Origin of the sequence: Micromonospora sp. LHW51205 (genome assembly GCF_003315815.1) — a bacterium.
Lineage (GTDB): Bacteria > Actinomycetota > Actinomycetes > Mycobacteriales > Micromonosporaceae > Micromonospora > Micromonospora chalcea.
The window spans coordinates 893,697-918,744 of the sequence record NZ_QMEZ01000002.1; the positions used below are offsets into that span (position 1 = coordinate 893,697).

Annotated in this window: 20 protein-coding genes; 3 read left to right on the forward strand and 17 right to left on the reverse strand. The window is 73.4% G+C overall.

All coding sequences use genetic code 11. The annotated features are described in order from the left end of the window. Positions 1 to 13: 13 nt before the first annotated feature. Together DQE82_RS12160 and DQE82_RS12165 are read right to left on the reverse strand one after the other, a co-directional pair. On the reverse strand, positions 14 to 1,192 hold the full coding sequence (locus DQE82_RS12160) for a zinc-dependent alcohol dehydrogenase (protein ID WP_069087988.1): 1,179 nt from the start codon (positions 1,190 to 1,192) through the stop codon (positions 14 to 16). Further along, positions 1,189 to 1,827, reverse strand: coding sequence for a cyclase (locus tag DQE82_RS12165; protein WP_113972692.1), 639 nt, complete (start codon positions 1,825 to 1,827; stop codon positions 1,189 to 1,191). Before DQE82_RS12165 ends, DQE82_RS12160 begins: the two co-directional genes overlap by 4 nt. A gap of 122 nt (positions 1,828 to 1,949) precedes the next feature. On the opposite strand from DQE82_RS12165, the gene DQE82_RS12170 reads away from it, so the two are divergent. After that, entirely contained in the window at positions 1,950 to 3,062 is a 1,113-nt protein-coding gene (locus DQE82_RS12170; RefSeq protein ID WP_113972693.1) for a glycosyltransferase family 2 protein, read from the forward strand. 16 nt (positions 3,063 to 3,078) lie between these two features. Here the strand turns inward: DQE82_RS12170 and DQE82_RS12175 are convergent, their stop codons facing one another. Genes DQE82_RS12175 through DQE82_RS12185 form a run of 3 tightly spaced genes read right to left on the reverse strand, consistent with a single transcriptional unit; the run spans position 3,079 to position 4,986 of the window. Continuing rightward, entirely contained in the window at positions 3,079 to 3,720 is a 642-nt protein-coding gene (locus DQE82_RS12175) for a DUF3618 domain-containing protein (protein WP_113972694.1), read from the reverse strand. Beyond that, positions 3,717 to 4,169, reverse strand: a complete 453-nt coding sequence (locus tag DQE82_RS12180; RefSeq protein WP_064448735.1) for a phage holin family protein — start codon at positions 4,167 to 4,169, stop codon at positions 3,717 to 3,719. The genes DQE82_RS12175 and DQE82_RS12180 overlap by 4 nt, the downstream gene beginning before the upstream one ends. A 31-nt stretch (positions 4,170 to 4,200) precedes the next feature. Beyond that, complete coding sequence (locus tag DQE82_RS12185) at positions 4,201 to 4,986, reverse strand: hypothetical protein (protein WP_064448719.1); 786 nt, start codon at positions 4,984 to 4,986, stop codon at positions 4,201 to 4,203. A 209-nt stretch (positions 4,987 to 5,195) separates the two neighbouring features. On the opposite strand from DQE82_RS12185, the gene DQE82_RS12190 reads away from it, so the two are divergent. Further along, positions 5,196 to 5,660 (forward strand): DUF4383 domain-containing protein, encoded by a 465-nt coding sequence (locus tag DQE82_RS12190; protein ID WP_197494991.1) that lies wholly within the window; start codon positions 5,196 to 5,198, stop codon positions 5,658 to 5,660. 44 nt (positions 5,661 to 5,704) lie between these two features. Here the strand turns inward: DQE82_RS12190 and DQE82_RS12195 are convergent, their stop codons facing one another. From DQE82_RS12195 to DQE82_RS12240, 10 genes are all read right to left on the reverse strand, one after another. Further along, on the reverse strand, positions 5,705 to 6,154 hold the full coding sequence (locus tag DQE82_RS12195) for a GNAT family N-acetyltransferase (protein WP_113972695.1): 450 nt from the start codon (positions 6,152 to 6,154) through the stop codon (positions 5,705 to 5,707). Positions 6,155 to 6,213: 59 nt separating this feature from the next. Beyond that, complete coding sequence (gene obgE / locus DQE82_RS12200) at positions 6,214 to 7,665, reverse strand: GTPase ObgE (protein WP_043328970.1); 1,452 nt, start codon at positions 7,663 to 7,665, stop codon at positions 6,214 to 6,216. A gap of 89 nt (positions 7,666 to 7,754) precedes the next feature. Beyond that, complete coding sequence (gene rpmA, locus DQE82_RS12205) at positions 7,755 to 8,009, reverse strand: 50S ribosomal protein L27 (protein WP_013288010.1); 255 nt, start codon at positions 8,007 to 8,009, stop codon at positions 7,755 to 7,757. 11 nt (positions 8,010 to 8,020) lie between these two features. Then, entirely contained in the window at positions 8,021 to 8,335 is a 315-nt protein-coding gene (rplU, locus tag DQE82_RS12210; RefSeq protein WP_018787289.1) for a 50S ribosomal protein L21, read from the reverse strand. 294 nt (positions 8,336 to 8,629) lie between these two features. Next, a complete protein-coding gene (locus DQE82_RS12215; protein ID WP_113972696.1) occupies positions 8,630 to 12,061 on the reverse strand; it encodes a ribonuclease E/G in 3,432 nt (1,143 codons plus the stop codon). A gap of 130 nt (positions 12,062 to 12,191) precedes the next feature. Beyond that, entirely contained in the window at positions 12,192 to 12,911 is a 720-nt protein-coding gene (locus DQE82_RS12220) for a TIGR03936 family radical SAM-associated protein (protein WP_113972744.1), read from the reverse strand. A gap of 367 nt (positions 12,912 to 13,278) precedes the next feature. After that, complete coding sequence (mycP, locus tag DQE82_RS12225) at positions 13,279 to 14,718, reverse strand: type VII secretion-associated serine protease mycosin (RefSeq protein ID WP_113972697.1); 1,440 nt, start codon at positions 14,716 to 14,718, stop codon at positions 13,279 to 13,281. A gap of 10 nt (positions 14,719 to 14,728) precedes the next feature. Further along, positions 14,729 to 16,219: a hypothetical protein gene (locus DQE82_RS12230; protein ID WP_113972698.1), complete on the reverse strand. Its 1,491-nt coding sequence runs from the start codon at positions 16,217 to 16,219 to the stop codon at positions 14,729 to 14,731. 13 nt (positions 16,220 to 16,232) lie between these two features. Next, positions 16,233 to 16,670: a hypothetical protein gene (locus tag DQE82_RS12235; RefSeq protein ID WP_030503083.1), complete on the reverse strand. Its 438-nt coding sequence runs from the start codon at positions 16,668 to 16,670 to the stop codon at positions 16,233 to 16,235. A 167-nt stretch (positions 16,671 to 16,837) separates the two neighbouring features. Next, positions 16,838 to 18,823, reverse strand: coding sequence for a TIGR03960 family B12-binding radical SAM protein (locus DQE82_RS12240; protein ID WP_043328969.1), 1,986 nt, complete (start codon positions 18,821 to 18,823; stop codon positions 16,838 to 16,840). A gap of 217 nt (positions 18,824 to 19,040) precedes the next feature. On the opposite strand from DQE82_RS12240, the gene DQE82_RS31105 reads away from it, so the two are divergent. Further along, complete coding sequence (locus DQE82_RS31105) at positions 19,041 to 20,969, forward strand: hypothetical protein (RefSeq protein WP_113972699.1); 1,929 nt, start codon at positions 19,041 to 19,043, stop codon at positions 20,967 to 20,969. Positions 20,970 to 20,973: 4 nt separating this feature from the next. On the opposite strand, the gene DQE82_RS12250 is transcribed toward DQE82_RS31105, so the two are convergent. Then, on the reverse strand, positions 20,974 to 21,666 hold the full coding sequence (locus DQE82_RS12250; RefSeq protein ID WP_113972700.1) for a 1-acyl-sn-glycerol-3-phosphate acyltransferase: 693 nt from the start codon (positions 21,664 to 21,666) through the stop codon (positions 20,974 to 20,976). Between the two features lie 143 nt (positions 21,667 to 21,809). Then, on the reverse strand, positions 21,810 to 24,956 hold the full coding sequence (gene ileS / locus DQE82_RS12255; RefSeq protein WP_113972701.1) for an isoleucine--tRNA ligase: 3,147 nt from the start codon (positions 24,954 to 24,956) through the stop codon (positions 21,810 to 21,812). Positions 24,957 to 25,048: the final 92 nt, after the last annotated feature.

Consider the following 25,048-nt stretch of genomic DNA (forward strand, 5'->3'; position numbering starts at 1 on the left):
CCTCGTCGGGCGGTCAGGCGGCCTGCGGGTGCAGCACCGTACGCAGGCAGCCGTCCTCCTTCTTCTCGAATATCTCGTACCCCCGGGCGCCCTGCTCCAGCGACATCGGGTGGGTGGCCAGGTAGCCGGGGTCGATCTCGCCGGCCGCGACCCGGTCCAGCAGCATCGGGATGTAGCGCTGGGCGTGCATCTGCCCCATCCGCAGCACCAGGGCCTTGTTCATGGCCGCGCCGAGCGGGAACTTGTCCACCAGGCCGCCGTACACGCCGACGATGCTCACCGTGCCGCCCTTGCGAGCCGCCATGATCGCCTGCCGGACCGAAGTGGGGCGGTCGGTCTGCGCGCGTACCGTCTGCTTGGCCTTGTCGTACGCATACGCCGGGCCGACGTCGTGCGACTCCATGCCGACGGCCTCGATGCAGGCGTCCGGGCCGCGCCCGGCGGTCATCTCCCGCAGCGCCTCCAGCACGTCGGTCTCGGCGTAGTTGATCGTCTCGACGCCGAGGCGCTGCGACGCGGTGGCGAGCCGTTCCGGCAGCCGGTCGATGACCACCACCCGCTCGGCGCCGAGGATCTGCGCGGACCGGGCCGCCATCTGGCCGACGCCGCCGGCGCCCCAGACGGCCACCACCTCGCCGCCCTTGAGGTTGCAGAAGTCGGCGGCCATCCAGCCGGTCGGCATGGCGTCGGAGGCGAACACGACCGAGTCGTCCGGCACCCCGTCCGGCACGGTGAACGCGCCGACGTCGCCGAACGGCACCCGGATGTACTCGGCGTGGCTGCCGGAGTAGCCGCCGGCCGCGTGCGAGTAGCCGAGGATGCCGGCCGGCGAGTGGCCCCACAGCTTCTCGGTGAAGACCGGCTGCGGGTTGGAGTTGTCGCAGAGCGAGAACTGCTCGGTGCGGCAGTACCAGCACGAGCCGCAGGCCACCACCGAGCCGACCACCACCCGGTCACCGACGGAGATGCGCCGCACGTCGGGGCCGGTCTCGACCACCTCACCCATGAACTCGTGGCCGAGGATGTCCCCCTCGCGCATCGCCGGCAGGTAGCCGTTGATCAGATGCAGGTCGGAGCCGCAGACGCTGCTCGCGCGCACCTTGACGATGATGTCGCCGCCGGACCTGATGGTCGGCTCCGGCACGTCCCGTACGGCCAGCTTCCCTACGCCCTCCCAGCACAACGCCCTCACGGCCGTCCTCCCACCATCAGCTTCTCGCGTACCTTGTCCGTCGCCCGCTCCTGACGCGGGCTGCGCCCGGACGGGTCGTGCCGGGTGTCCAGCACGTGCCCGGTCTCGATCAGCGACTTGATCCGGCGCAGCGCGGTGCGCAGCCCCAGGTCCGGGTCGGTGCCACCGACCAGCCCGACCGCGCGCCGGATCGGCCCGGAGCGCCAGCGCAGCTCGGCCCGGATCTCGGTGCCCCGATCCTGCGGCGCGGTCACCAGCTCGCCCCGGCCGCGCTGGGCCACCGGCCCGTCGGTGACCCGCCAGCTCAACCGGCCCGGGCCGTCGACGGTGATCTCGGCCCGCCACTCGGTGCCGCCGCCGGCCGGGTCGGCCGCCACGCAGCGCCACCGGTTCGCGTCGAGCTGCTCCAGCGTGGCCCACTCGGCCAGCCCTCGATCGAGCCGTTCCCGGTCGGTCCAGAACCCGATCACCGCGTCGACCGGCCGGTCCACGGTGATGCCGCGGCGCACCACGTACCAGCCGTCCTCGCGGTCGGGCTGGTGCCGGTGCCGTCGCCGGGCCACCGTCCGGGTGACTCCGAGCGCGGTCACCGCGGCAGCGCCGGCCAGCGCCCATCTCGTCGCGTTGCTGGGCATCACGTCTCCTCCCGACTCGGACCGTCCCGTATCCGGGTGCGCTACCCGACACAGCCCGCCCGAAACGGTTTCAGCAGCCGCATTCCGGGCAAGTCGCGTCACCCGGCACGAGGGGAGACGACATGACCCGACCGACCGCCGCGCAGCCGCGCGACGCGTCCGCGCCGGTCCGGCTGCCGATGGCGTACGTCCTGCCGCTGCGCGTCCACGACGACGGCGGCCTGGACGAGCTGACCGGGTACCTGCGGGAGCTGAGCCGGTGGGTCGACGTGGTGGTGGTCGACGCCTCGCCGCCGGAGCTGTTCGCGCGGCACGCCGCCGCCTGGGACGGGCTGGTACGGCACGTGCCGCCGGACCCGGCGCTGCGCGGACGCAACGGCAAGGTGCTCGGCGTGCTCACCGGCGTCGCGCTGGCCCGGCACGAGCACGTGGTGATCGCCGACGGCGACGTCCGGTACGACCTGCCGGCCCTGCGCGCCGTGCACCAGCTGCTGGACGGGGTCGACCTGGTCCGCCCGCAGAACCACTTCGACCCGCTGCCGTGGCACGCCTGGTGGGACACCGGCCGGACGCTACTCGCCCGCGCGTTCGGCGGGGACTGGCCCGGCACCCTCGGGGTGCGGCGGGGCACGTTCCTGGCGATGGGCGGCTACGACCCGGACGTGCTCTTCGAGAACCTGGAGCTGGTCCGGACCGTGCGCGCGTACGGCGGCAGCACCGCCACCCCGGCGTGGCTGTACGTGCGGCGGCTCCCGCCCTCCGCGGCGCACTTCCTCGGGCAGCGCGTCCGCCAGGCGTACGACGAGACGGCCCGGCCGGCGTGGCTGCTCGCCGCGCTGGCGGTGCTGCCCGCGACGGCGGCCGCGCTCGCCACCCGCCGGCCCGGGCTGCTGCTGCGGGCCGGGCTGGCGGTTGTCGCGGTGGCGGAGCTGGGCCGGCGACGGGCCGGCGGCGCGGCGGTGTTCCCGGCGCACACCAGCCTGGCCGCGCCGCTCTGGGCGCTGGAACGCGGGCTGTGCGCGTGGCTGGCGGTGGGCCGGCGGCTGCGCGGCGGGGTGCCCTACGCGGGCGCCCGGCTGCGGGTGGCGGCCAACTCCACACGTGCGCTGCGGCGGCGGACGACCCGGCACCGCCCGGACGAGCTGGTGCTCTGGGTGCAGACCGGGTCGATGCCCGCTGAGGTGAAAGGAAGGGCCCCTTCTTATCGCGAGGCGATAAGAAGGGGCCCTTCCTAACCGAGAGCGCGGGCCTTCAGGAGGACCGCGCCTGCTCGGCGCTGTGCCGCACGTCCTGCGCCGCGGCGCGGCCGTCGTCCTTGACCGCGTACGCGGCGTCCTGCGCGGTGGCCTTCACCGACTCGGCGGCGTGCTGCGCGGGCTCGCGCAGCTCCTCCTTCAGCTCACCGGCGACCTCGCCCAGCTTCTCCTTGACCACGCCGCCGTGCTCGGCGGCCTTCTCCTTGACCTGCGCGGCGACCTGCTGCTCGCGGCGGGTGGCGGGGATCAGCGAGGAGACCAGCATGCCGACGCCGAAGGCGATCACGCCGGCGGCGATCGGGTTGCCCTCGGACTTGCGCCGCACCACCTGCGGCGCCCGGTGGGCGGCGTCGCCCACCGTGGCGGCGGCCGAGTGCGCCTTGTCGCCCACCGTGGAGGCCATCGAGGAGGCGTGGTCGCCCACCGAGTGGGCGGCGTGGCCGGTGCCGTGGCCGAGGTCCGATGCGGTTCCCATCACCTTGTCCTTCACGTTCGTCAGCGCGCTGCGCACGCGCTGCTTGCGGTCGTCGACGATGCGGCCCGGGCTGACCTTGTACGCCAGGGCGTCCACGTCCGAGCTGAGGTTGTTGCGGGTGGCTTCGATCTCGCGGCGGATCTGCTCGGGATCAGTGCTCATCGGATGACTCCCTCCGGGTGCGGCTTGAGCGCGTCGGGGATGCGCTGCACGCTGTCGTTCGTCTGCTTCAGGCCGCGGATCCGCTCGGCGTTCTTCTTGCCCATCGAGTACAGGACCGCCGCGACAGCGGCCCAGACGACGGCCACGATCAGCGCGGCCAGCCCGGAGTCCATGACGTTGTCGAGGAACTGCCAGATCGCGATCGAGACGAAGAGCGCCACCATGTAGCCGCCGAAACCGGCGCCGCCGAACAGGCCGGCGGCCTTGCCCGCCTTCTTGCCCTCCTGGCGGATCTCCGCCTTCGCCAGTTCGACCTCCTGCCGCATCAGCGTGGACAGGTCCGTGGTGACCTGGCGCATCAGGTCGCCGAGCGAGCTGCCGCGCACCTCGTCGGCGTGGGGCGGGGCGCCCGCCGCCTGATAGCCGGGGTCCTGCGTGGGTACGGTCATGCCGTCGCCTCCCTTCTGCCGGTACGGCCGGTCACGGGCGGGGAGCGCCGGTGGACGGGACGCCCGGCAGCGGGTCGGTGCGCTCCGGCGGCGGCAGCGGCTGACCGGTGCCACCCGCCGGGTCGGCCCAGGTGTTCGGGGCGCCGCCGGTCGGGTAGGTCGCGCCCGGCGCGGAGTAGCCCGGGTCCGGCTCGGCGTAGCTGCCCGGCGTCGGGTCGAGGTAGCCGCCCGGCGGCACCTGGTCCGGCACCTCACGCGCGGTCGGGATGACGGCCGTGCGGTCCGGGTCGTACGCCGGCCGCGCGCCGCTGTTGTCGTCGCCGAGCGCGGTGATGTTGCGGGTGAGCCGCCCGGCGACCACGCCGAGCAGCGCGGCGCCGACGAGGAACGTGCCGGGGTTGCGGCGGGCGTAGTTCTTCACCTCGTTGAGCAGGTCGCCCGGCTCGCGCTGCTCCAGCCAGCCGGCCACGCCGTGCACCCGCTCGGCCGCCTGGTGTGCCAGCTCGGTGACCGGGCCGGAGCCGCCACCCTGCTGCGCCATGGTGCGCATCTCGTCGGCGAGCGACCGCAGGCCGCTGGCGGCGCGCTGCTGCTGCTGACCGGCCTGGGCGGTGACCTGGCTGCGGGTCTCGCCGTAGAGGTCGCGGGCCTGTCGCTTGGCCTCGCCCACCACCTCCCGACCCTGCTCCTTGGCGGTCTGCGCCACGGCGCCACCGGCGCTCGCGGCGTCGGAGCCCACCTGGCGGGCCTGGTCACGCACGCCGCCGCCGTTCGTCGACTGGTACGTGGCAGAAGTCGGGGAAAGATCCTGAGTCATGATGTCCCTTCCGCTCGTGTGTTTCCCAGCGGGTGTTCTCGGGGGGTACGCGGATTTGTTTCCGCATGACAATCGCCCTACCCCCGGTCGACCGGTCCATGCCTGATTCGTGATTTCTCTGCGGGAGCGACCCGCTCCGGTCAGAGAATGGAATGCCTGCCCGCCCGGGCGGCGGCGAGTCCACGGGGGTGACAGGGATGGCACGTGACGTGCGCGAACACGCGCCCGCCCGGCCTACGGTGCAGAAGGTCGCCCTCGCGGCGGCAGCCGTCTTCGCGCTGATCGGCGTACTCGGTTTCGTACCCGGCATCACCACGCACTACGGCGAGATGACGTTCGCCGGGCACCACTCCGAGGCGAAGCTGCTCGGGGTATTCCAGGTGTCGGTGCTGCACAACCTGGTGCACCTGCTGTTCGGCCTGGTCGGTCTGGTCATGGCGCGGCGGCTGGCCGGGGCGCGGGTGTTCCTGGCCGGCGGCGGCGCGCTCTACCTGGTGCTGTGGCTGTACGGCTTCGCCATCGACCGGGATGCCTCGGCGAACTTCGTGCCGGTGAACGACGCCGACAACTGGCTGCACCTGTTCCTCGGTTTCGGCATGCTCGCGGCCGGCCTGCTGCTCAACAACAACCTCGGCACCGGCACCCGGGTGGAGGCCCCGTTCGACCGCCCTTGAGCAGGCGCGAGCGGGCCGAGAGGTCCGGCGATGGTGTTCGAGCGTCAGGCCGCCACCGGCAGCCGCTTGGCGAAGCAGACGCTGTACGGGTTGTCCATGTACTCGCCGTACACCGGGATCGGCTCGTAGCCGCTGGACCGGTAGAGCGAGATCGCGGCCGGCAGGTAGGTGCCCGTCTCCAGGCACACCGTGCGGTGCCCCGCCCGGAACGCCAGTTCCTCCAGCGCGACGAGCAACTGCCGGGCGATGCCCCGCCCCCGGAACGCCGGTCGCACGTACATCCGCTTCAGCTCACCGGTGTCGGCGTCGAGCGCCTGGAGCCCACCGCAGCCGACCGCCCGGCCGCCCACCACGGCGGCCAGGTAGTGGATGTCGGTGTGCACGACCGTCACCTGCCCGTCCAGCCCGCCGTCCGCGGCGCGCAGCTCACGCTGCTGGGCGACGACGAGCGCGGCGATCTCCGGGTCGGTGGCGGGACGGGACTCGATCAACATGCCCGTACGCTAGATCCGCCGGATTTCGCGCAGGTTTCCCGCCACCGTCCCGCAGACGGCTACTCGACGTCCGCTTCCGCCGCGGCCGCGGCCTCGATCTCGTCCTCCGGGCGGACCCGGCGGGCCTTGCGGGCCGCCAGCCGGTCGGACGCCGACGGTCGGTTCGACTTCTCCTCCAGCCGCACGTCGGTGCCCCGGTTACCGGGTACGAAGTCGACACCGGCGTAGAGCGTTGGTTGCCAGTCGAACTCCCGTTCGCCGATGCGCACCAGGTCACCGGCCTGCGCGCCGGCCTTGGCGAGCTTCTCCTCGACGCCGAGGCGGGCCAGCCGGTCGGCCAGGTAACCCACCGCCTCGTCGTTGTCGAAGTTGGTCTGCTTCACCCAGCGCTCCGGCCGGCTGCCGCGCACCGTGTACGAGCCGTCCGGCTCGGCCTCGATGGTGAAGCCGGCGTCGTCGACCGCCTTCGGGCGGATCACGATCCGGGTCGGCTCGGCCGGCGGGGCGGCCCGACGGCCCTGCTCGACCAGCTCCGCCATCGCGTACGTCAGCTCGCGCAGGCCCTCGCGGGTGGCGGTGGAGACGTCGAAGACGCGCAGGCCACGGGCCTCCAGGTCGGGGCGGACGATGTCGGCGAGGTCCTTGCCGTCGGGCACGTCGACCTTGTTGAGCGCGACCAGCCGGGGCCGGTCGGCGAGCCCGCCGTACTGGGACAGCTCCGACTCGATGGCGTCGATGTCGGCGAGCGGGTCGCGGCCGGGCTCCAGCGTCGCGGTGTCGACCACGTGCACCAGCACGGCGCAGCGCTCGACGTGGCGGAGGAACTCCAGGCCCAGGCCCTTGCCGCTGGCCGCGCCCGGGATCAGGCCCGGTACGTCGGCGACGGTGAAGGTGTGGTTGTCCACCCGGACCACGCCCAGGTTCGGCACCAGCGTGGTGAACGGGTAGTCGGCGATCTTCGGCTTGGCCGCGGAGATCACCGAGATCAGCGACGACTTGCCGGCCGACGGGAAGCCGACCAGGCCCACGTCGGCGACGCTCTTGAGCTCCAGCACCACGTCCAGCCGGTCGCCGGGCTCACCCAGCTCGGCGAAGCCGGGTGCCTTGCGGCGGGCGTTCGCCAGCGAGGCGTTGCCGCGTCCGCCCCGGCCGCCCCGGGCCGCCTCGAACGTGGTGCCCACGCCGACCATGTCGGCCAGGACCTCGCCGTCGAGGCTCTGCACCACGGTGCCGTTGGGCACCTTGATGACCAGGTCGCGGCCGTTCGCGCCGTCCCGGTTCGAGCCGGCCCCGCCCTTGCCGTTCTCGGCCTTCAGGTGGGGCCGGAAGTGGAAGTCGAGCAGCGTGGTGACCTGCGCGTCGACCACCAGGGACACGCTGCCGCCGTGGCCGCCGTTGCCGCCGTCCGGCCCGCCGAACGGCTTGAACTTCTCCCGGTGGATCGAGACACAGCCGTGCCCGCCGTCGCCGGCCTGCATGTGCAGGACGACCCGGTCAACGAACGTCGTCACGACGCCAATCCTTCCAGCGGGGTCCGCCCCGCGCGTGAAAAGGCGAAGCGGGCCGGGACCAGAGGTCCGCGGCCCGCTTGGCCAGAAAACTACTGCTGCGGCACGATGCTGACGGTCTTGCGACCGCGCTTGGTGCCGAACTGAACCGAGCCGGCGGCCAGCGCGAACAGCGTGTCGTCGCCGCCACGGCCGACCAGGTCACCGGGGTGGAACTTGGTGCCACGCTGACGGATGAGGATCTCACCCGCGCTGACGACCTGACCACCGAAGCGCTTCACGCCGAGCCGCTGGGCCGCGGAGTCACGGCCGTTACGCGAGCTGGACGCACCCTTTTTGTGAGCCATTGGAGGACGACCTACTTCCCGCTGGAGATGCCGGTCACCTTGACCTGGGTCAGCGGCTGGCGGTGACCCTGGCGCTTGTGGTAGCCGGTCTTGTTCTTGAACTTGTGGATCCGGATCTTCGGGCCCTTGGTGTGCGCGGCGATCTCGCCGGACACCGCGACCTTGGCGAGCTTCGCCGCGTCGGTCACCAGGTCGTCACCGTCGACGAGGAGCACCGCGGTGAGCTTCACCGCGTCGCCGGGGGCACCGGCGAGCTTCTCGACCTCGATCACGTCGCCCTCGGCGACCTTGTACTGCTTGCCGCCGGTCTTGACGATCGCGTACATCGGAGGCGGACTCCCTGTCGTTGAGGCTGCTGGCGTCTGTTCCACCGCTGCCGGTTGTCACACCGTCGGCGGTCGTTCCCACGGCGTCTCGCCGGGAGCCGTGACACCGGCGGCGCGGGCACGCGGGAACTCGGCACACCAAAGTGCGCCGCAGGCAAGCCTACGCCATACCCGGCCCGCTCCCCAAACCGGGCTGCCGGTAGGCGGCTCTTCCGCGCGGCCCACCGGCACGACAGGGCCCCCGCGCCACACGCCAGGCGTGGATCGGGGGCCCTGTTCGCGCAGGTCAGTGCCCTACGGCCGGGTACGCCGCCGGGCGCCGCCACGGCGGGTCCGCCGGCGCGGGGCGCCGCTGTCGTCGTCGCTGTCGCCGTCACCGATCGCGTCCGGGTCGTCGGCGGCGGCCAGCCGGGCCGAGTCGCCCTCCTGGCTGTCCGCGACCGCCGGGGCGGCGGGCGTGTCCGTCTCGAACCGGGACAGGTCGTAGCCCTGGGTGTCGTAGTAGTCGTCGTCGGTCTCGACCACCTCGGCGACGGTCCGCTCCGGCGGCGCGACCGCAGCGGGCGGCTCGGTGGCGGCCTGCGGCTGCGCGGCCGGTTGCTCCGGTACGGCCTCCACGGCCGGCTTCTCCGCGGCGGCCTTGCGGCCCCGGCGTCGGCCGCTCTTCTCCTCGGCCGGCGCGGCGACCGCCGAGGCGACCGCCTTGACCTTCTCGCCCGCGCCGCCGCGCGGCTTCTCCGGCACCGGCTCGGTGTGAATGATCACGCCCCGGCCCTTGCAGCACTCGCAGGTCTCGCTGAACGCCTCCAGCAGGCCCGCGCCGATGCGCTTACGGGTCATCTGCACCAGGCCGAGCGAGGTGATCTCGGTGACCTGGTGCTTGGTGCGGTCCCGGCCCAGGCACTCGGTGAGCCGGCGCAGCACCAGCTCCCGGTTCGACTCCAGCACCATGTCGATGAAGTCGATCACCACGATGCCGCCGAGGTCGCGCAGCCGCAGCTGACGCACGATCTCCTCGGCCGCCTCCAGGTTGTTGCGGGTGACCGTCTCCTCCAGGTTGCCGCCGGAGCCGGTGTACTTGCCGGTGTTGACGTCGATGACGGTCATCGCCTCGGTGCGGTCGATCACCAGCGAGCCGCCGGAGGGGAGGAAGACCTTCCGGTCCAGCCCCTTGAGGATCTGCTCGTCGATCCGGTACTCGGCGAACACGTCCGCCACCCCGGCGTGCCGGCGCAGCCGCGCCACCAGGTCCGGCGAGACGTGCGACAGGTACGACTCGACCAGGTCGTACGCGGACTCGCCCTCGATGACCAGCTCGCGGAAGTCCTCGTTGAAGAGGTCCCGGACCACGCGGATGACCAGGTCCGGCTCCTCGTAGAGCAGCACCGGGGCGCCGCCCTCGGTCGCCTTGGCCTGGATGTCCTCCCACTGCGCCTGCAGCCGCTTGACGTCACGCGCCAGCTCGTCCTCGCTGGCGCCCTCGGCCGCGGTCCGGACGATCACCCCGGCGCCGTCCGGCACCAGCTTCTTCAGCGCGTCCCGCAGCCGCTTACGCTCGGTGTCGGGCAGCTTGCGGCTGATGCCGGAGGCGTTGCCGTTCGGCACGTAGACCAGGTGCCGGCCGGAGAGCGCGATGTGACTGGTCAGCCGCGCGCCCTTGTGCCCGATCGGGTCCTTGGTCACCTGCACGAGCACCGAGTCGCCGGAGCGCAGCGCCTGCTCGATCGAGCGCGCCCGGCCCTCCAGGCCGGTGGCGTCCCAGTTGACCTCGCCGGCGTACAGCACCGCGTTGCGCCCGCGCCCGATGTCGACGAAGGCGGCCTCCATGCTCGGCAGCACGTTCTGGACCTTGCCCAGGTAGACGTTGCCGGCCATGGTGGCGGACGAGTTGCGGGTCACGTAGTGCTCGACCAGCACGCCGTCCTCGAGCACGGCGATCTGGGTGCGGTCGCCGCGCTGGCGGACCACCATCACCCGGTCGACCGCCTCACGGCGGGCCAGGAACTCCGACTCGCTCAGGATCGGCGGCCGGGTACGCCGCTGCTCGCGGCCGTCCCGGCGGCGCTGCCGCTTGGCCTCCAGCCGGGTCGAGCCGGAGACGCCCTGCACCTCGTCGACCGGCTTGCGCGGCTCACGGATCTTGACGACGGTGGGCACGCCGTCCTCGGCGGCGGTGTCCGCCTCCCCCGCGCCGCGGCGGCGACGGCGGCGACGGCGGCGGGTCATCCCCTCGCCGTCGGGCTCCTCGTCCTCGGCGGACTCCTCGGTCTCGTCCTCGGCGGTCTCGGCCGCGGCGGGCTCCTCGACGTCCTCGTCGTCGGCCTCGTCGGCGCCACCCTTGCCCCGGCCCCGGCCCCGGCGACCCCGGCGACGCCGCCGCCGGCCGGCCGCCGTCTCGTCGTCCTCGTCGATCTCGGCGGACTCCTCGGCCTCGGCGGCCGGCTCCTCCTCGACGACCTCCGGCTCGGCCTCGGCCTCGGCCGGCTCGACCTCCCGGCGGGCGCGACGGCGGCGCCGGCCGGTCTCGACCGCTTCCTCGATCGGCTCCTCCGCCGCCGGGTACGTGACCTGGACGGCGGGCGCCTCGTCGGGCTGCGGCGCCATGAACAGGACGGTCGGCGCGGAGAGCGCGGCACGACGCCGCCGGGTGGTGGGCGGCGTCGGCTCGGCCGGCTCCTCGTCCACGCGCGGCACGGCGGCGCCCGTCGACACGACGCCCGTCGCGTCCGCGGGGCCGCCGCTGCGGGCCAGGTCGACCTCGTGGGTACGCGCACCCGCGGCGCTCGCGTCCTCGACGGTCCCGGCCTCGGCGTCCTCGTCCTCGACGTCCTCGCCGATGCCGGCGATCGCCTTGTCACCGACGGTGGCCACGCTCCCGCCGGTGGTGGCAGCATCCCCGGTGGCGGTGGTCCGGTCGCCGGTGGCGGCCTTGTCGCCGGTGGCGGTGGCCGTGTCCCCGGAGGCGGCCTTGTCGGCGGTGGCGGCGCGGCGGCGGGTGCGGGACCGCCCGGCGGTACCCGTGCTCTCCGCGACGCCGGCCTGGCCCGGCGCGGTGGCCTCGGCACCGTCGATGTCGGCGCGGCCCTCGGCGATCAGGTCACCCCCGGGCGCGGAGACCGGCCCGTCGATCACCCCGTCCGTGGGCGTCTGCCCGCCGGCGGCGGTCTCGTCCGGCACGACGGTCTCGGCAGCCGGCGGCGTGGCCTTGCGACGACGGGTCCGGGTCACCTTGACCGGCGGCACGACCTCCTCCGAGGCGGCCTCCACACCTGCCGCGGCCACCGGTTCCTCGACCGCCTTCGCCGGGGTCGCCTTACGACGCCGCCGGGTGGTCTTGGGCGCGGTGTCCAACTCTCCGGCGATCGGTGCGAGCACCTCGGCCTGCGGCGACTCGCCGCTGCCGGTCGCCGCGGTGGACGCCTCGACCGGCGCGTCGGTCTGCTCCGGCTGGTTCAGCGGGGCGGCCTTGCGACGGCTGGCCCGCTTACGGGCCGGCGGCTTGGTCTCGGCGACGCCCTCCAGGGCGGCGACGCCTTCAGCGGTGGCGCCTTCCGCACTGGCGACGCCCTGGGCGGTGCCGTCGTCGGCGCTGCCGGAGGCGGCACCCTGGGCGCCGGCGGAGGCCGCGCTCGCGGCGCTGCCGGAGGCGGTGGCGGCGTTGTCGGCGGGCGTCCCGGTCGGCTCTGCGCCGGTCCGTTCGCCGCCCTCGGGCTCGTTCTCGAGCATGGACGTTCTCCAGTTCTGGCTGCCCCGGGCGCGGGTGAGCGCTGCCACGCAGGGTTGCCGCAAAGGTGTTTCCGCCGGGCGCGCAAACGCGCGACCGCCGAAGTCTGCCTGCCAGAGCGTTGACCGACGGTCAGCGCTCTCCGATGGTTGCCCCGTCGCGATCCGCTTCCAACGGATCGACGATCTCGCCCTGCGCGGTCAGCGTGCCCTGCGCCAGCCGAATCACCTTCGGGGTGACCGGCGGCTCCAGGGCGGCCACCGCGCGGAGGCCGGACAGGACGTCATCGGGCCGAACGGACGGGGTGACCTGCCGCACGACCAGTTCGAGTATCGCACACGGTACGGCCGCCGCTTCGGAAGGCGTCTCAGACGGAGACACCACATCGATGGACACCACTGCCGCACGGGCGTCGAACGTACGCCGCCCCTGCTTGGTCATCCGCTCGACCAGGACCTCCTCGGCGGCGGTGAAGGCCGCCACGGCCCCCGCCAGCACCTTCGGGTCGACCTCGGGCAGCTCGATCCGCCAGTACGACGCCTCGATCCGGTCGGCGAGGCTGCCGCCGGTGGCCTCCACCGCGTCGAGCACGTCGAGTCCGGGCGAGAGCGCGGCGTCGAGAGCCTCGCGCAGCCGCGCCGGGTCGACCGGCTCACGCAGCCCGATCTCCAGGTACTCCGCCTCGCTGGCCACACCTGTGGGCGCCGCCGAGGCGTACGAGATCTTGGGGTGTGGGGTGAAGCCCTGGGAGAAGGCGATCGGCACGGCGGCCCGGCGCAGCGCGCGCTCGAAGGCCCGGGCGAAGTCCCGGTGCGAGGTGAAACGCAGCGGTCCCCGCTTGGCGTACCGGATACGGACCCGCTGGACGACGGGGGCCTGGCCGCCCTCGGGTTGAGGCTTTCTGGCGATCGTGAGCTCCTCGGCTGTGCCTGCGTATCGGTCCCATCCTGGCGCAGCACCCACGGTGCCCCACACCCGGGGCCACCCCACCCACCCCAAACCGCCCCAAACCCCCGCCCGCCCCCGCCGTGATCAAGGAGTTCACGTCCAGCTCCCACGCCCCCGAGACCCCAAACCCCTTGATCACCCCACCCGGCCTGCCGGGTCGGGCCGACAAGGGCCGGCGATCATGAAGTTGGCGGCGGAATTGGAGATCGACATCGCCGCCAACCTCATGATCGACGGGGTGGGCCGGAGGGCCGGGAGAGGTTGGGCGGAGTCAGGAGCGGTTGTCGTGGGGCGGGGTGGGCTGGGCCGGGGGTGGGTAGGCGCCGGGGCCGGGCTGGGGGTGGCCGCCCTTGGGCGGGTATCCGTCCGGCTGGGACGGGGCGCCAGGGTGCGGTGAGGTGCCCGGGCGGGCGTAGGCGCCGGGCGACGAAGGGCCGCCGGGTGGGCCGTAGCCGGGCGGCGGGCCGTAGCCGGCGGGGTGGCCGGCCGGGACCGGCGGGCCCTGCTCGGTCATCCGGTCGAGCGCCTCGTCCGGGATGTCGGCGGCGCGCGCCAGCTCGCGCCGGTGCCGGCGGCGGTTCCAGATCAGGAACACCACGAGCGCCAGCAGCACCACCAGCGCCACGGCGATGCCGATGCCGACCACCATGACCTGCTGGTCGGTGGGGCCGCCCCGGTCGCCGTAGTCGGTCACGTCGAAGTCTTCGTCCTCGGTCGCGGCCGGTGGCGCGGACGCGCTGGCCGGAGCGGCGCCGAGCAGCGGGTTCGCCGACACCGACGGCACGTCGGCGGTGAGCGCCGCCACCGGGTCGATCCGGCCGAAGCCGAACTGCGGGTCGCGGCCGGGCGGGCCGGCGTCCCGGGCGGTACGGATGATCCGGTTGATCACGTCGGGTGCGGAGAGCCGGGGGAACTTCGACCTGATCAGCGCCGCCACACCGGCCACGATGGCCGTGGAGTCGGACGTGCCGTCGCCCCAGCCGTACCCCCGGTCGGGTCCGATGTTGTAGACCTCGTCCCCCGGAGCGGCGACCACCGCCTCCGGGCCCTGGGCCGAGCCGGGCCAGAAGCCGCCGCCCCGGGTCGTGCCGGTCACCGCGATCACGCCGGGGATCTTGGCGGGCGAGGCGATGTCGGGGCCGAGTTTGCGGACGTTGCCGGCGGCGGCCACCACGACCACGTCGCGCTCCAGCGCGTACCGGATCGCCGCCTCTTCGCCCTCGTCGACGGCACCGGCGTGCCCGTAGGACAGGTTGAGCACCCTCGCGCCGCCGTCCACCGCCATCCGGATGCCGGTCGCGGAGTTGCCCGCGTCGGCGCCCTTGTCGCCGGACGGAGTGCGGATGGGCAGGATCCGGGCGTCCGGCGCGACGCCGACCACCCCGGTCCCGTTCGCCGCGATGATCCCGGCCATGTGGGTGCCGTGGCCGTCCGGGTCGCGCCGGCCGTCGCCGGAGTCGAACGTGCTGCGCCCGGCCAGGAGCCGGCCGCGCAGGTCCGGGTGGTCGGCGTCGGCGCCGCTGTCGACCACTCCGACCACGACACCACGCCCGGTGGAGATCTGGTGTGCCCGGTCGATCCGCAGCTCGTCGAGGTACCACTGCTCGGCCCGGCGGGGAGCGCCGACGGCGGGCTGCGCGGCCCCCAGCACCATCAGCCCGGCCGCCAGCGCGGCCACCACCGGCCGGAACGCGCCGACGTGCACCGTCATCCGTCCGTCCTCATCGCAGGATGCCCGGGGACGCACCGTCACCGGCGCCCCACGGATCGTCGTCCTCAGTCAACCACGACGAGTGGTCGCCACCGCCGCCGCCATGCCCGGCGCCGCCGTGGCCGCCCATCATCCCGCCGCCCATCATGCCCGCGCCGGCCAGGCCACCACGCGCGCCCGCCGCGCCCGCGCCCGCGCCTCCCGGCCCCGCGCCCGCCGCCGCCCGCAGCGCGCCGGCCGCGCTGGTCAGCGGGGGCACCTTGCCGTTGCCGCCGCCGACCATGCCGGGCAGCGCGCCCACGCCCATGCCACCGGCCGCGCCGAGGCCACCGCCGCCGATGCCGCCCGCCGAACCCAGCCCGGCACCACCGCCACCGCCACCGAAGCCGGCGCCGGTGCTCAGTCCGGCGCCGCCACCGCCGAGGGTGCTGCCCGGACCGCCCGGGGTGATCGTGCCCGGCCCACCCGCGCCGGCCAGGCCGGTGCCGTAGTCGGGACTGCCGGAACCCGGGGCGCCGGCGCCGGGCAGGCCGGTGCCGGGCGGGGTGTACGAGCCGCCGCCGGGACCGCCGCCACCGAACTCGGGCACGCCGGTGGTCGGCGGGGGCGTGAACGAGCCGCCACCGCCGACACCGCCACCGCCGCCGCCGATGCCGGTGCTGCCCAGCGAGGGCATCCCGCCGCCGCCACCACCGGCACCGCCGCCACCGCCGCCGGGCAGCCCACCGCCGGGCACTCCCGACGGGGGTACGCGGGGATCCGCGCGGTAGCCGTCGTCGAGCCGCCCGTCGGGCTGGGGTACAACCAGCTTGGGACGCTCGGCCTCGACCGCGGCCGGCAGCGGCGACATCGCCTTGTTGGCCGCCTGCTGGTTGTCGCGGTACCAGTTGTCCAGGTGGGACTTGGTGTCCCACCAGCCGCCGCGCTTCTGGTCGTTGGCGTTGCCGTCGATCTTCATGGTGGCTTCGAGATCGTCGGCCTTGTCGCGGAACGCGCCGTCGGCGTAGAGCGCCTGGTTGGACTGGTAGTCGCTGCGCAGGGCGGCGAGGAAGCCGGACTGGCTCTCGCCGTCGCGCGCGTCGTCCAGCTCGGTGCCGCCGGGCAGGCTCCACTCGTTCCAGCCGAAGTTGTCCATCAGCGGGATCGGGATGCTCGCCACCGCCGTACGGATGTCGCCCTCGATCCGCGACAGCGCGCCACTGACGTTGCTCGCGTGCGTGATGAGCTCCTCGATCTCCTTGCCGATCTCGCCCAGGTGCTCGCGGTACGCGTCGCCGCCGCTGCCCTGCCAGCCGGCGAGCAGCCCGGGGAGACCGCCGGTGTGCGGGCGCTCCTGGCCGGGCGCGATCGGGCCGACGAACGAGCGGCCGACCAGCGAGTCACGCAGATGGCCGAGCGCGGTGGACAGGTTGCGCCAGCCCGCGCCGACCGAGCCCACGGTCTCCGGATCCGCCGAGAGCGTCACCTCACGGACGCAGCGCTCCCAGGTGCCTCCTGCCATGACCGTCTCCCCCTCAGGCCGTGTACGGGTAGGTGGGCTGCTGCCCGGCGTCCGGCGGCGGGGCCGCGGTCTCCAGCAGCCGCTCGATGTCCTTGCCGTTCGCGGCGTTGCGGGCCTCGGCGTCGCGGAACGCCTTGGCGATGTCCTGCGTGCCCTGTTTCAGGCCGGCCAGCTTCATGGAGATGGCCTTGAGGTGGGCCTCCATGCTGGCCGTGGACCTGGTCAGCGCCGCCCACTGCATCCGGGCGTCCTCGTACGCGCCGAACGGGGTGCCGTTGGGCACCGTCTGCGCGTTGCCGCTGTCGCCCTTCATCCGCTCCTTGATGCGTTCCATCTCGTAGCCGATGGTGTCGTCGACGTACTGCTTGAGGCGCTCGACGTACTCCGCCGCGGCGTCCAGGTCCTCGACGCTGACGTGCAGATCGCCGGTATCCGGCGGATTGATGCCCATGTCTGCTGTCCTCCCCGCTACCGGCCCTGGCCGGTCCATTACGGACGCAGCGTATCGAGGATGCACCAGTCGGGGCAGCCCCACCCCGCGCACTCGCGCGGTCGCCCGGAAGGACGACGGAGCGCGGGAACCCGGTCGGGTTCCCGCGCTCCGGTACGGTCCGCGCCTCAGCCCTGGGCGGCGGCGGGCAGCTTCAGTCCATTGACCGGGGTGAGCGGCAGCAGCTTGCGGCCGGTCGGGCCGATCTGGATCTCGGTGTCCATGGACGGGCACACGCCGCAGTCGAAGCAGGGCGTCCAGCGGCAGTCGTCCTGCTCGTACTCCGACAGCGAGTCCTGCCAGTCCTGCCAGAGCCAGTCCTTGTCCAGGCCGGAGTCGAGGTGGTCCCAGGGCAGGACCTCCAGTTCCTCGCGCTCGCGGGTGGTGTACCAGTCGAGGTCCACGCCGTACGCCGGCAGCACCTCGGCGGCGGCGTCCACCCAGCGCTGGTACGAGAAGTGCTCGCTCCAGCCGTCGAACCGGCCGCCGTTCTCCCAGACCTTGCGGATCACCGCGCCGACCCGGCGGTCGCCCCGGGACAGCAGGCCCTCGATCAGCGACGGCTCGCCGTCGTGGTAGCGGAAGCCGATCGCCCGGCCCAGCGACCGGTCGCTGTTGATCGCCTGCTTGAGCAGCTTGAGCCGGCCGTCGATGACCTCCGGCCGCTCCATCGAGGCCCACTGGAACGGGGTGTGCGGCTTGGGCACGAAACCGCCGATGGAGACCGTGCAGCGGATGTCCTTGGACCCGGTGGCGGCGCGGCCGGCCCGGATCACCTCGTGCGCCATGTCGGCGATCTCCAGGACGTCCTCGTCGGTCTCGGTGGGCAGGCCGCACATGAAGTAGAGCTTCACCTGCCGCCAGCCGTTGGAGTACGCGGTGACCACGGTGCGGATGAGGTCTTCCTTCGACACCATCTTGTTGATCACCTTGCGGATCCGCTCCGACCCGCCCTCCGGGGCGAACGTCAGACCGGTCCGCCGCCCGTTGCGGGACAGTTCCTGGGCCAGGTCGATGTTGAACGCGTCCACCCGGGTCGAGGGCAGTGACAGCGAGACGTTCGTGCCGGCGTACTGCTCGGCCAGGCCGGAGCACATGTCGCCGATCTCCGAGTGGTCGGCCGACGAAAGCGACAGCAGGCCGACCTCGTGGAAGCCGGAGAACTCCAGCCCTTCCTTGACCATCTGGCCGACGGTGGTGATCGAGCGCTCCCGCACCGGACGGGTGATCATGCCGGCCTGGCAGAACCGGCAGCCCCGGGTGCAGCCCCGGAAGATCTCCACCGCGTACCGCTCGTGGACCGTCTCGGCGAGCGGGACCAGGGGCTTCTTCGGGTACGGCCAGGCGTCCAGGTCCATCGTCGTGCGCTTGTGCACCCGGAACGGCACGTCCGGGCGGTTCGGCACGACCCGCTGGATACGGCCGTCGGGCAGGTAGTCGACGTCGTAGAAGCGCGGCACGTAGACGCTCTCGGTCCGGGCCAGCCGCAGCAGCAGCTCGTCCCGGCCGCCCGGGGAGCCCTCGGCCTTCCACTCCCGGACGATGGCGGTGATCTCCAGCACCGCCTCCTCGCCGTCGCCGAGCACCGCGGCGTCGACGAAGTCGGCGATCGGCTCCGGGTTGAACGCGGCGTGCCCGCCGGCCACGATCACCGGGTCGGCGTCGGTGCGGTCGGCCGCGAGCAGCGGGATGCCGGCCAGGTCGATCGCGGTGAGCAGGTTGGTGTAGCCCAGCTCGGTGGAGAACGAGACGCCGAACACGTCGAAGTCACGCACCGGGCGGTGGGCGTCGACGGTGAACTGCGGCACGCCGTGGGCGCGCATCAGCTTCTCCAGGTCCGGCCAGACCGCGTACGTCCGCTCAGCCAGCACGTCGGGCAGCTCGTTGAGCACCTCGTACAGGATCTGCACGCCCTGGTTGGGCAGGCCCACCTCGTACGCGTCCGGATACATCAGCGCCCACCGGACGGTGGCGGCGTCCCAGTCCTTGACCACCGCGCCCAGCTCTCCACCCACGTACTGGATGGGCTTGGTCACCTGCGGCAGCAACGGCTCCAGCCGAGGCCAGACCGAGTTGGCGGCGGCGGGACGCGGGGTGGTGGACGGGGCACTCATGATGCCCAAGCGTACGCGGTGCCCCCGCCCCGCCGTCCCCAGCCGCCACACCCGCGCCCGTGTCCGCCGCGTTGATCAAGGAGTTTGCGGGCTGTCCCGCGCTCCCACCGGACACGAACTCCTTGATCACCGGAGTGGGGCCGGTGAGCGGGCGGGATTAGTCCTGGGTGGCGGGGCGGTACTAACCTCGCAACGGGCGCGAGAGGAGATAGCCGCGATGCCGCAGCCGCAGCCGGGGGCGGGCCGGCCGGCCGACGGGGCCGAGGAGCCGACCGTCATCGAGCCGGCCACCGCCGTCGACACCGAGGACGCCACCGGCGCCTCCGCTCCGGCGTCGCCGTCCGCCGCGCCGGGAGCCGCCGCACCCGAGGGCCGGCCGTCCACCACGCCGGACACCGCCGCGCCTTCGCACGACGCGGCCCCGCAGCCGCGGACCACCAAGGCCGAGACGCCCACGAACGAGGTCGACGCCACCGCGCCCGAGACGCCCACGGACAGGGTCGAGCCCACCGGAACCGAGAAGCCCACCGAGAAGGTCCAGCCCATCGAGACCGAGACGCCCACCGCCAAGGTCCAGCCCACCGGAACCGAGACACCCACCGACAAGGTCCAGTCCGCCGCGACCGAGACGGCCACGGACAGCGCTGAGGCCCTCGCCGCCGGCACCGAGACGCCCGCCGACAGCGCTGACGCCCCGGCAACCGACGCCGAAACACCCGCCGAGACCGCCGGAACACCGGCCGACAACACCGCAACAGCCGCCGGCGGGACCGACACCGTCCCGCAGGTGCCGGTCCCACGGGCCCGCGGGTCGGCCCCGGTGCCGGGCCGGACCACACCCGCCCCCACTCCCCGCACGGGCCGCCAGCCGGACCCGACCCGGATCGACGCGGCCCCGCAGCCGCCGGCGGCCACCACCACGCCGGACCCGACCCGGATCGACGCCGCGCCGCAGCCACCCTCGGCCACCACGCCGGACCCCACCCGGGTGGACAACGCCCCGAACCCGACTGGGAACGCACCGAACGCCACCCGCGTCGAGGCGCCCCGCTGGAGCGGCTCCGCCGCCGTCCCGCCACCGCCGCCGAGCCGGCCGCGCTGGGGCGCGTCCGCCGAGCCCACGCCGGTGCCGCCGCTGGACTCGCCCGAGCACGCCACGCCGGTCGACCCGTGGGAGGGGGTGGACACCACCGGCTGGGAGCTGCACGCGCCGGAGCTGCCGCCCCTGACGCCGACGCTGCCGTACACCGCGCCCTGGTCGACGCCGAACCCCCACCCGGCCCACCCGGCGCCGCCGCAGCCACCCCACCCGCAGCCGCCCGCCGCGCGGCCGGTCTCCACGCCGCCGCACCACCCGGCACACCCCGCCGCACCGGCCGCCCGGCCGGTCTCACCGCCGCCGCATCACCCGGCCCGGCCGGTGTCGCCGCCGCCGCACGCGCCGCAGTACCCCGCCGCGCCGGCCGCCCGTCCCCTGCCACCACCCGCGGCTCCCGCCCCGGCCAAGCCGGCGCGGCCGCCGAAGCAGCGCCGGGGCAAGGCCGGGCCGCCGGTCGCGCCGCCGCCGGGCTGGCAGCAGCCGCCCAAGCGGACCCGCCGACGGCGTCGCTGGCCCTGGGTGCTGCTGCTCAGCGTCGCGTGCTGCTGCGGCCTGCCGCTGTGGTGGTTCCAGCCGATCTCCAGCCAGTACCCGGCCCGCGCCAGCCTCCCGGACCAGATCGACTCGATGCGGCTGCGCCAGGACGAGCGCAGCCAGGCCGCCGCCGAGGAGCTGAAGAGCCGGGTACGCGAGTCGAACCTGCTCGCCGAGGACACGTTCGCCGGTATCTACACGACGAGCGACGGCAAGCGGGTGACGTTGTTCGGCAGCACCGGCCTGCGGTTCAGCCCGGAGTCGGACGCCAAGGCGGAGATCGACCGCCTCGCCGGGGAGTACGCCCTGAAGGAGTCGGTGAACGTGGAGACCGGCGTCCGGGGCCGGTACGCGCGCTGCGCGGTCGGCCGGGCGGACGGCGACTCGGTGGTGGTCTGCGCCTCGGCCGACCACGGCAGTCTGACCACAGGCGTGTTCACCCGGTTGTCCGTGGACGACAGCGGGCGGCTACTGAACGATCTGCGTCAGCGCGTGGTGGTGCCGAAGTCCTGACCGCTCAGGCGGTCTGCTCACCGGCGGCCTGGTCGGCGCGCTTCGGCGCGTAGCGCGGGACGTACTCCTGGCCGCTGAGCTTCTGGATCTCGGCCATCATCTCGTCGGTCATCGCGCGCAGCGACGTGCGGTCGTCGGGACGGCCGGTGAAGTCCAGCGGCTTGCCGAACTTGATGGTGATCTTGGCCCGGCCCGGTCGCGGGATCCGCGTACCGATCGGCTGGGCCTTGTCGGTGCCGGTCACGCCGACCGGGATGATCGGCACGCCGGCGGCGATCGCCAGCCGGACCGTGCCGGTACGCCCGCGGTAGAGCCGCCCGTCCGGCGAACGGGTGCCCTCCGGGTAGACGGCGACCAGGTCACCGGCCTTGAGCACCGGGATCGCCGCGTCGAACGCGGTGAGCGCGGCCCGCCCGCCGGCCCGCTCGACCGGGATCGCGCCCAGCCCGGTGAGCAAGAACTTGGAGAAGCCGCCCTTGAGGCCGGTGCCCTTGAAGTACTCCGACTTGGCCCAGAACGCCAGGTGGCGGGGCACCACGGTGCCGAGCAGCAGCTCGTCGGCGACGGAGAGGTGGTTGCTGGCGAAGATCGCGCCGCCGGTCGCCGGGATGTGCTCCAAACCCTCCACGTGCGGACGGAAGGCCAACCGGAGCGCGGGCGCCACGGTGAGCTTGCCGATGGTGTAGAGCAGGGGCACGGGTCCTCCGGCGGTCGTACGTGAAACAGGCGCTGTCACGGTAGCCGACGCGGCCGTCCGTCACCGAGCGGGTGGCCCGCAGTCCACTCGCTGGGGCTGGGCCCTCCCCCACCACGGGGGCGGGGGAGGGCATCCGGTCCGGCTCAGACCTTCCGGACCGTCACTGTGACCCGCTCGCCGTCGCCGGCCTCGCCGGCGAAGCCGTCGAGACCCTCGGCGAAGTCGATGCTGTCGGCCAGCACCTCCCGGGCCACGAACTCGGTGTACGCGGCGACCGCCGCGCGTACGTCCTCGGAGGCGGAGACGGCCACCGTGATCCGGTCGGAGACGTCCAGGTCGGCGTCGCGGCGGGCCTGTTGCACGACCCGGACCACGTCCCGGGCCAGCCCTTCGGCGGCCAGCGCCGGCGTGACCTCGGTGTCCAGCACGACCACGCCCTCACCGCCTGGTAGCGGCGCGGAGTGCTCGGCGTCGGCGGCGACCAGGCGCAGCTCGTACTCGCCCTCGGCGAGCGTGACCCCGGCGGCGACCGGGGCGCCGTCGCGCAGCTCCCACTCCCCCGCCTTGACCGCCTTGATCACCTGCTGGACGGCCTTGCCGACGCGCGGGCCGAGCGCCCGCGGCACCACGGTGAGGACCTGCTGGCAGTACGCGGACACCTCGTCGGTGAGCACTACCTCCTTCACGTTGACCTCGTCGGCGACCAGGTCGGCGAAGGGCCGCAGCTGGGCGGCGACGGGCGAGGCCACTGTCAGCTTCGCCAGCGGCAGCCGTACCCGCAGGCCCTTGGCCTTGCGCAGGGACAGCGCCGCCGAGGCGACCGACCGCACGTTGTCCATCGCGGAGACCAGCTCGTGGTCGGCCGGGAACTCGTCCGCCCGCGGCCAGTCGGTCAGGTGCACCGACCGCTCGCCGGTCAGCCCGCGCCAGATCTCCTCGGCGGTCAGCGGCGCCAGCGGCGCCACCACCCGGCACAGCGTCTCCAGCACCGTCGAGAGCGTGTCGAACGCGTCAGCGTCGCCGGCCCAGAACCGGTCCCGGGACCGGCGCACGTACCAGTTGGTCAGCGCGTCCAGGTAGGACCGCACGGTGGCGCACGCGCCGGAGATGTCGTACGCGTCCATCTGCGCGCCGACGGTCGCCACCAGCTCGTTCGTCTTCGCCAGCACGTACCGGTCGAGCACGTGCGTGGAGTCGGTACGGCGACGCGCGGTGTAGCCGTCGGCGTTGGCGTAGAGCGAGAAGAAGTACCAGACGTTCCACAGCGGCAGCAGCACCTGGCGCACCGCGTCCCGGATCAGCGACTCGGTGACCGCCATGTCGCCGCCGCGCAGCACCGGCGAGGACATCAGCATCCACCGCATCGCGTCCGACCCGTAGGAGTCGAACACGTGGTAGACGTCCGGGTAGTTGCGCAGGCTCTTGGACATCTTGCGGCCGTCCGAGCCGAGCAGGATGCCGTGGCTGAGGCAGTTGCGGAACGCCGGCCTGTCGAACAGCGCGGTCGCCAGCACGTGCATGGTGTAGAACCAGCCGCGGGTCTGCCCGATGTACTCGACGATGAAGTCACCCGGGTAGTGGTGCTCGAACCACTCGCGGTTGGAGAACGGGTAGTGCACCTGGGCGAACGGCATCGAGCCGGACTCGAACCAGCAGTCCAGCACCTCCGGCACCCGGCGCATCATCGACTTGCCCGTCGGGTCGTCCGGGTTGGGACGGACCAGGTCGTCCACCGCCGGCCGGTGCAGGTCGGTCAGGCGTACGCCGAAGTCACGCTCGATGTCGGCCAGCGACCCGTACACGTCCACCCGCGGGTAGTTCGGGTCGTCGGAGCGCCACACCGGGATCGGCGAGCCCCAGAACCGGTTCCGGCTGATCGACCAGTCGCGGGCGTTGGCCAGCCACTTGCCGAACGAGCCGTCCTTGATGTGCCCGGGCGTCCAGTTGATCTGCTGGTTCAGCTCGACCATCCGGTCCTTGAACTTCGTCACCGCGACGAACCAGGACGACACCGCCTTGTAGACCAGCGGGGTGTCGCAGCGCCAGCAGTGCGGGTAGGAGTGGGTGTAGGTGTCCTGCCGCAGCACCACCCCCCGCTCCTTGAGTTCCCGGATCACCGGCTTGTTCACGTCGAAGACCTGCTCGCCCTGGTACGGCGGCACCAGCGCGGTGAACCTGGTGTGGTCGTCCACGGTCACGACGGTGGGGATGCCGGCGGCGTTGCAGACGTTCTGGTCGTCCTCACCGAACGCGGGGGCGAGGTGGACGATCCCGGTGCCGTCCTCGGTGGTGACGAAGTCCGCGGCGAGCACCTGGTAGGCGTTCTCCCCGGCCGGCTCGACCAGGAAGTCGAACAGCGGCGTGTAGCGACGCCCGACCAGGTCCCGGCCGTACACCGTGCCGACCTGCTCGTACCCCTCCAGCTCCTTGGCGTACGCGCCGAGGCGCGCGGCGCCGACGACGTAGCGCTCACCGTCGCGTTCCAGCACCGCGTACTCGATGTCGGGGCCGACGGCGAGCGCCAGGTTCGACGGCAGCGTCCACGGCGTGGTGGTCCAGACGCCCAGCTTCACCGGCCCGCGCAGCAGCTCGGGGGCGGCGTCGTCGGCGGCCAGCTCGAACCACACCGTCAGCGTCGGGTCGTGCCGGTCCCGGTAGACGTCGTCCATCCGGGTCTCGGTGTTCGACAGCGGGGTCTCGCACCGCCAGCAGTACGCCAGCACCCGGAAGCCCTCGTAGACCAGGCCCTTGTCGTGCAGGGTCTTGAAGGCCCACATGACGCTTTCCATGTAGTCCAGGTCGAGCGTCTTGTAGTCGTTGGCGAAGTCGACCCAGCGGGCCTGCCGGGTGACGTACCGCTCCCAGTCGTGCGTGAACTCCAGCACGGAGGTGCGGCAGGCGTCGTTGAACCGGGCCACGCCGAGGTCGAGGATCTCCGCCTTGGTGGTGATGCCGAGCTGCTTCTCGGCCACCACCTCGGCGGGCAGGCCGTGGCAGTCCCAGCCGAACCGGCGCTCGACGCGCCGGCCGCGCATGGTCTGGTAGCGCGGCATCACGTCCTTGACGTAGCCGGTGAACAGGTGGCCGTAGTGCGGCAGGCCGTTGGCGAACGGGGGGCCGTCGTAGAAGACGTACTCGTTCTCGCCGTCGCGGCCGGCGTCGCGGGCCTCGACGGACGCCTCGAAGGTCTTGTCGGCCGTCCAGTGCTCCAGGACCCGGCGCTCGACCGCGGGCAGGTCCGGGCTCGCCGGGACACCGGCGCCGGACGGGTCGTGCAACGGATAGGCCATCGCCTGTCGCTCCTCAGCAGCTCACTCGTCTGTGCTCTGCGAGGACGAGCCGGATCCGGTACGCCGTGACCGGCGTCCCGGGCGTGGCCCGC

What these genes read in the sequence shown, in the direction of transcription:
- ileS (WP_113972701.1), bottom strand. Translation starts at nt 24,956, where the DNA reads ATGGCCTATCCGTTGCACGACCCGTCCGGCGCCGGTGTCCCGGCGAGC.
- DQE82_RS12235 (WP_030503083.1), bottom strand. Translation starts at nt 16,670, where the DNA reads ATGGGCATCAATCCGCCGGATACCGGCGATCTGCACGTCAGCGTCGAG.
- DQE82_RS12240 (WP_043328969.1), bottom strand. Translation starts at nt 18,823, where the DNA reads ATGAGTGCCCCGTCCACCACCCCGCGTCCCGCCGCCGCCAACTCGGTC.
- DQE82_RS12185 (WP_064448719.1), bottom strand. Translation starts at nt 4,986, where the DNA reads ATGACTCAGGATCTTTCCCCGACTTCTGCCACGTACCAGTCGACGAAC.
- DQE82_RS12170 (WP_113972693.1), top strand. Translation starts at nt 1,950, where the DNA reads ATGACCCGACCGACCGCCGCGCAGCCGCGCGACGCGTCCGCGCCGGTC.
- DQE82_RS12215 (WP_113972696.1), bottom strand. Translation starts at nt 12,061, where the DNA reads ATGCTCGAGAACGAGCCCGAGGGCGGCGAACGGACCGGCGCAGAGCCG.
- mycP (WP_113972697.1), bottom strand. Translation starts at nt 14,718, where the DNA reads ATGACGGTGCACGTCGGCGCGTTCCGGCCGGTGGTGGCCGCGCTGGCG.
- rpmA (WP_013288010.1), bottom strand. Translation starts at nt 8,009, where the DNA reads ATGGCTCACAAAAAGGGTGCGTCCAGCTCGCGTAACGGCCGTGACTCC.
- DQE82_RS12180 (WP_064448735.1), bottom strand. Translation starts at nt 4,169, where the DNA reads ATGACCGTACCCACGCAGGACCCCGGCTATCAGGCGGCGGGCGCCCCG.
- DQE82_RS31105 (WP_113972699.1), top strand. Translation starts at nt 19,041, where the DNA reads ATGCCGCAGCCGCAGCCGGGGGCGGGCCGGCCGGCCGACGGGGCCGAG.
- DQE82_RS12195 (WP_113972695.1), bottom strand. Translation starts at nt 6,154, where the DNA reads ATGTTGATCGAGTCCCGTCCCGCCACCGACCCGGAGATCGCCGCGCTC.
- DQE82_RS12230 (WP_113972698.1), bottom strand. Translation starts at nt 16,219, where the DNA reads ATGGCAGGAGGCACCTGGGAGCGCTGCGTCCGTGAGGTGACGCTCTCG.
- DQE82_RS12175 (WP_113972694.1), bottom strand. Translation starts at nt 3,720, where the DNA reads ATGAGCACTGATCCCGAGCAGATCCGCCGCGAGATCGAAGCCACCCGC.
- rplU (WP_018787289.1), bottom strand. Translation starts at nt 8,335, where the DNA reads ATGTACGCGATCGTCAAGACCGGCGGCAAGCAGTACAAGGTCGCCGAG.
- DQE82_RS12165 (WP_113972692.1), bottom strand. Translation starts at nt 1,827, where the DNA reads ATGCCCAGCAACGCGACGAGATGGGCGCTGGCCGGCGCTGCCGCGGTG.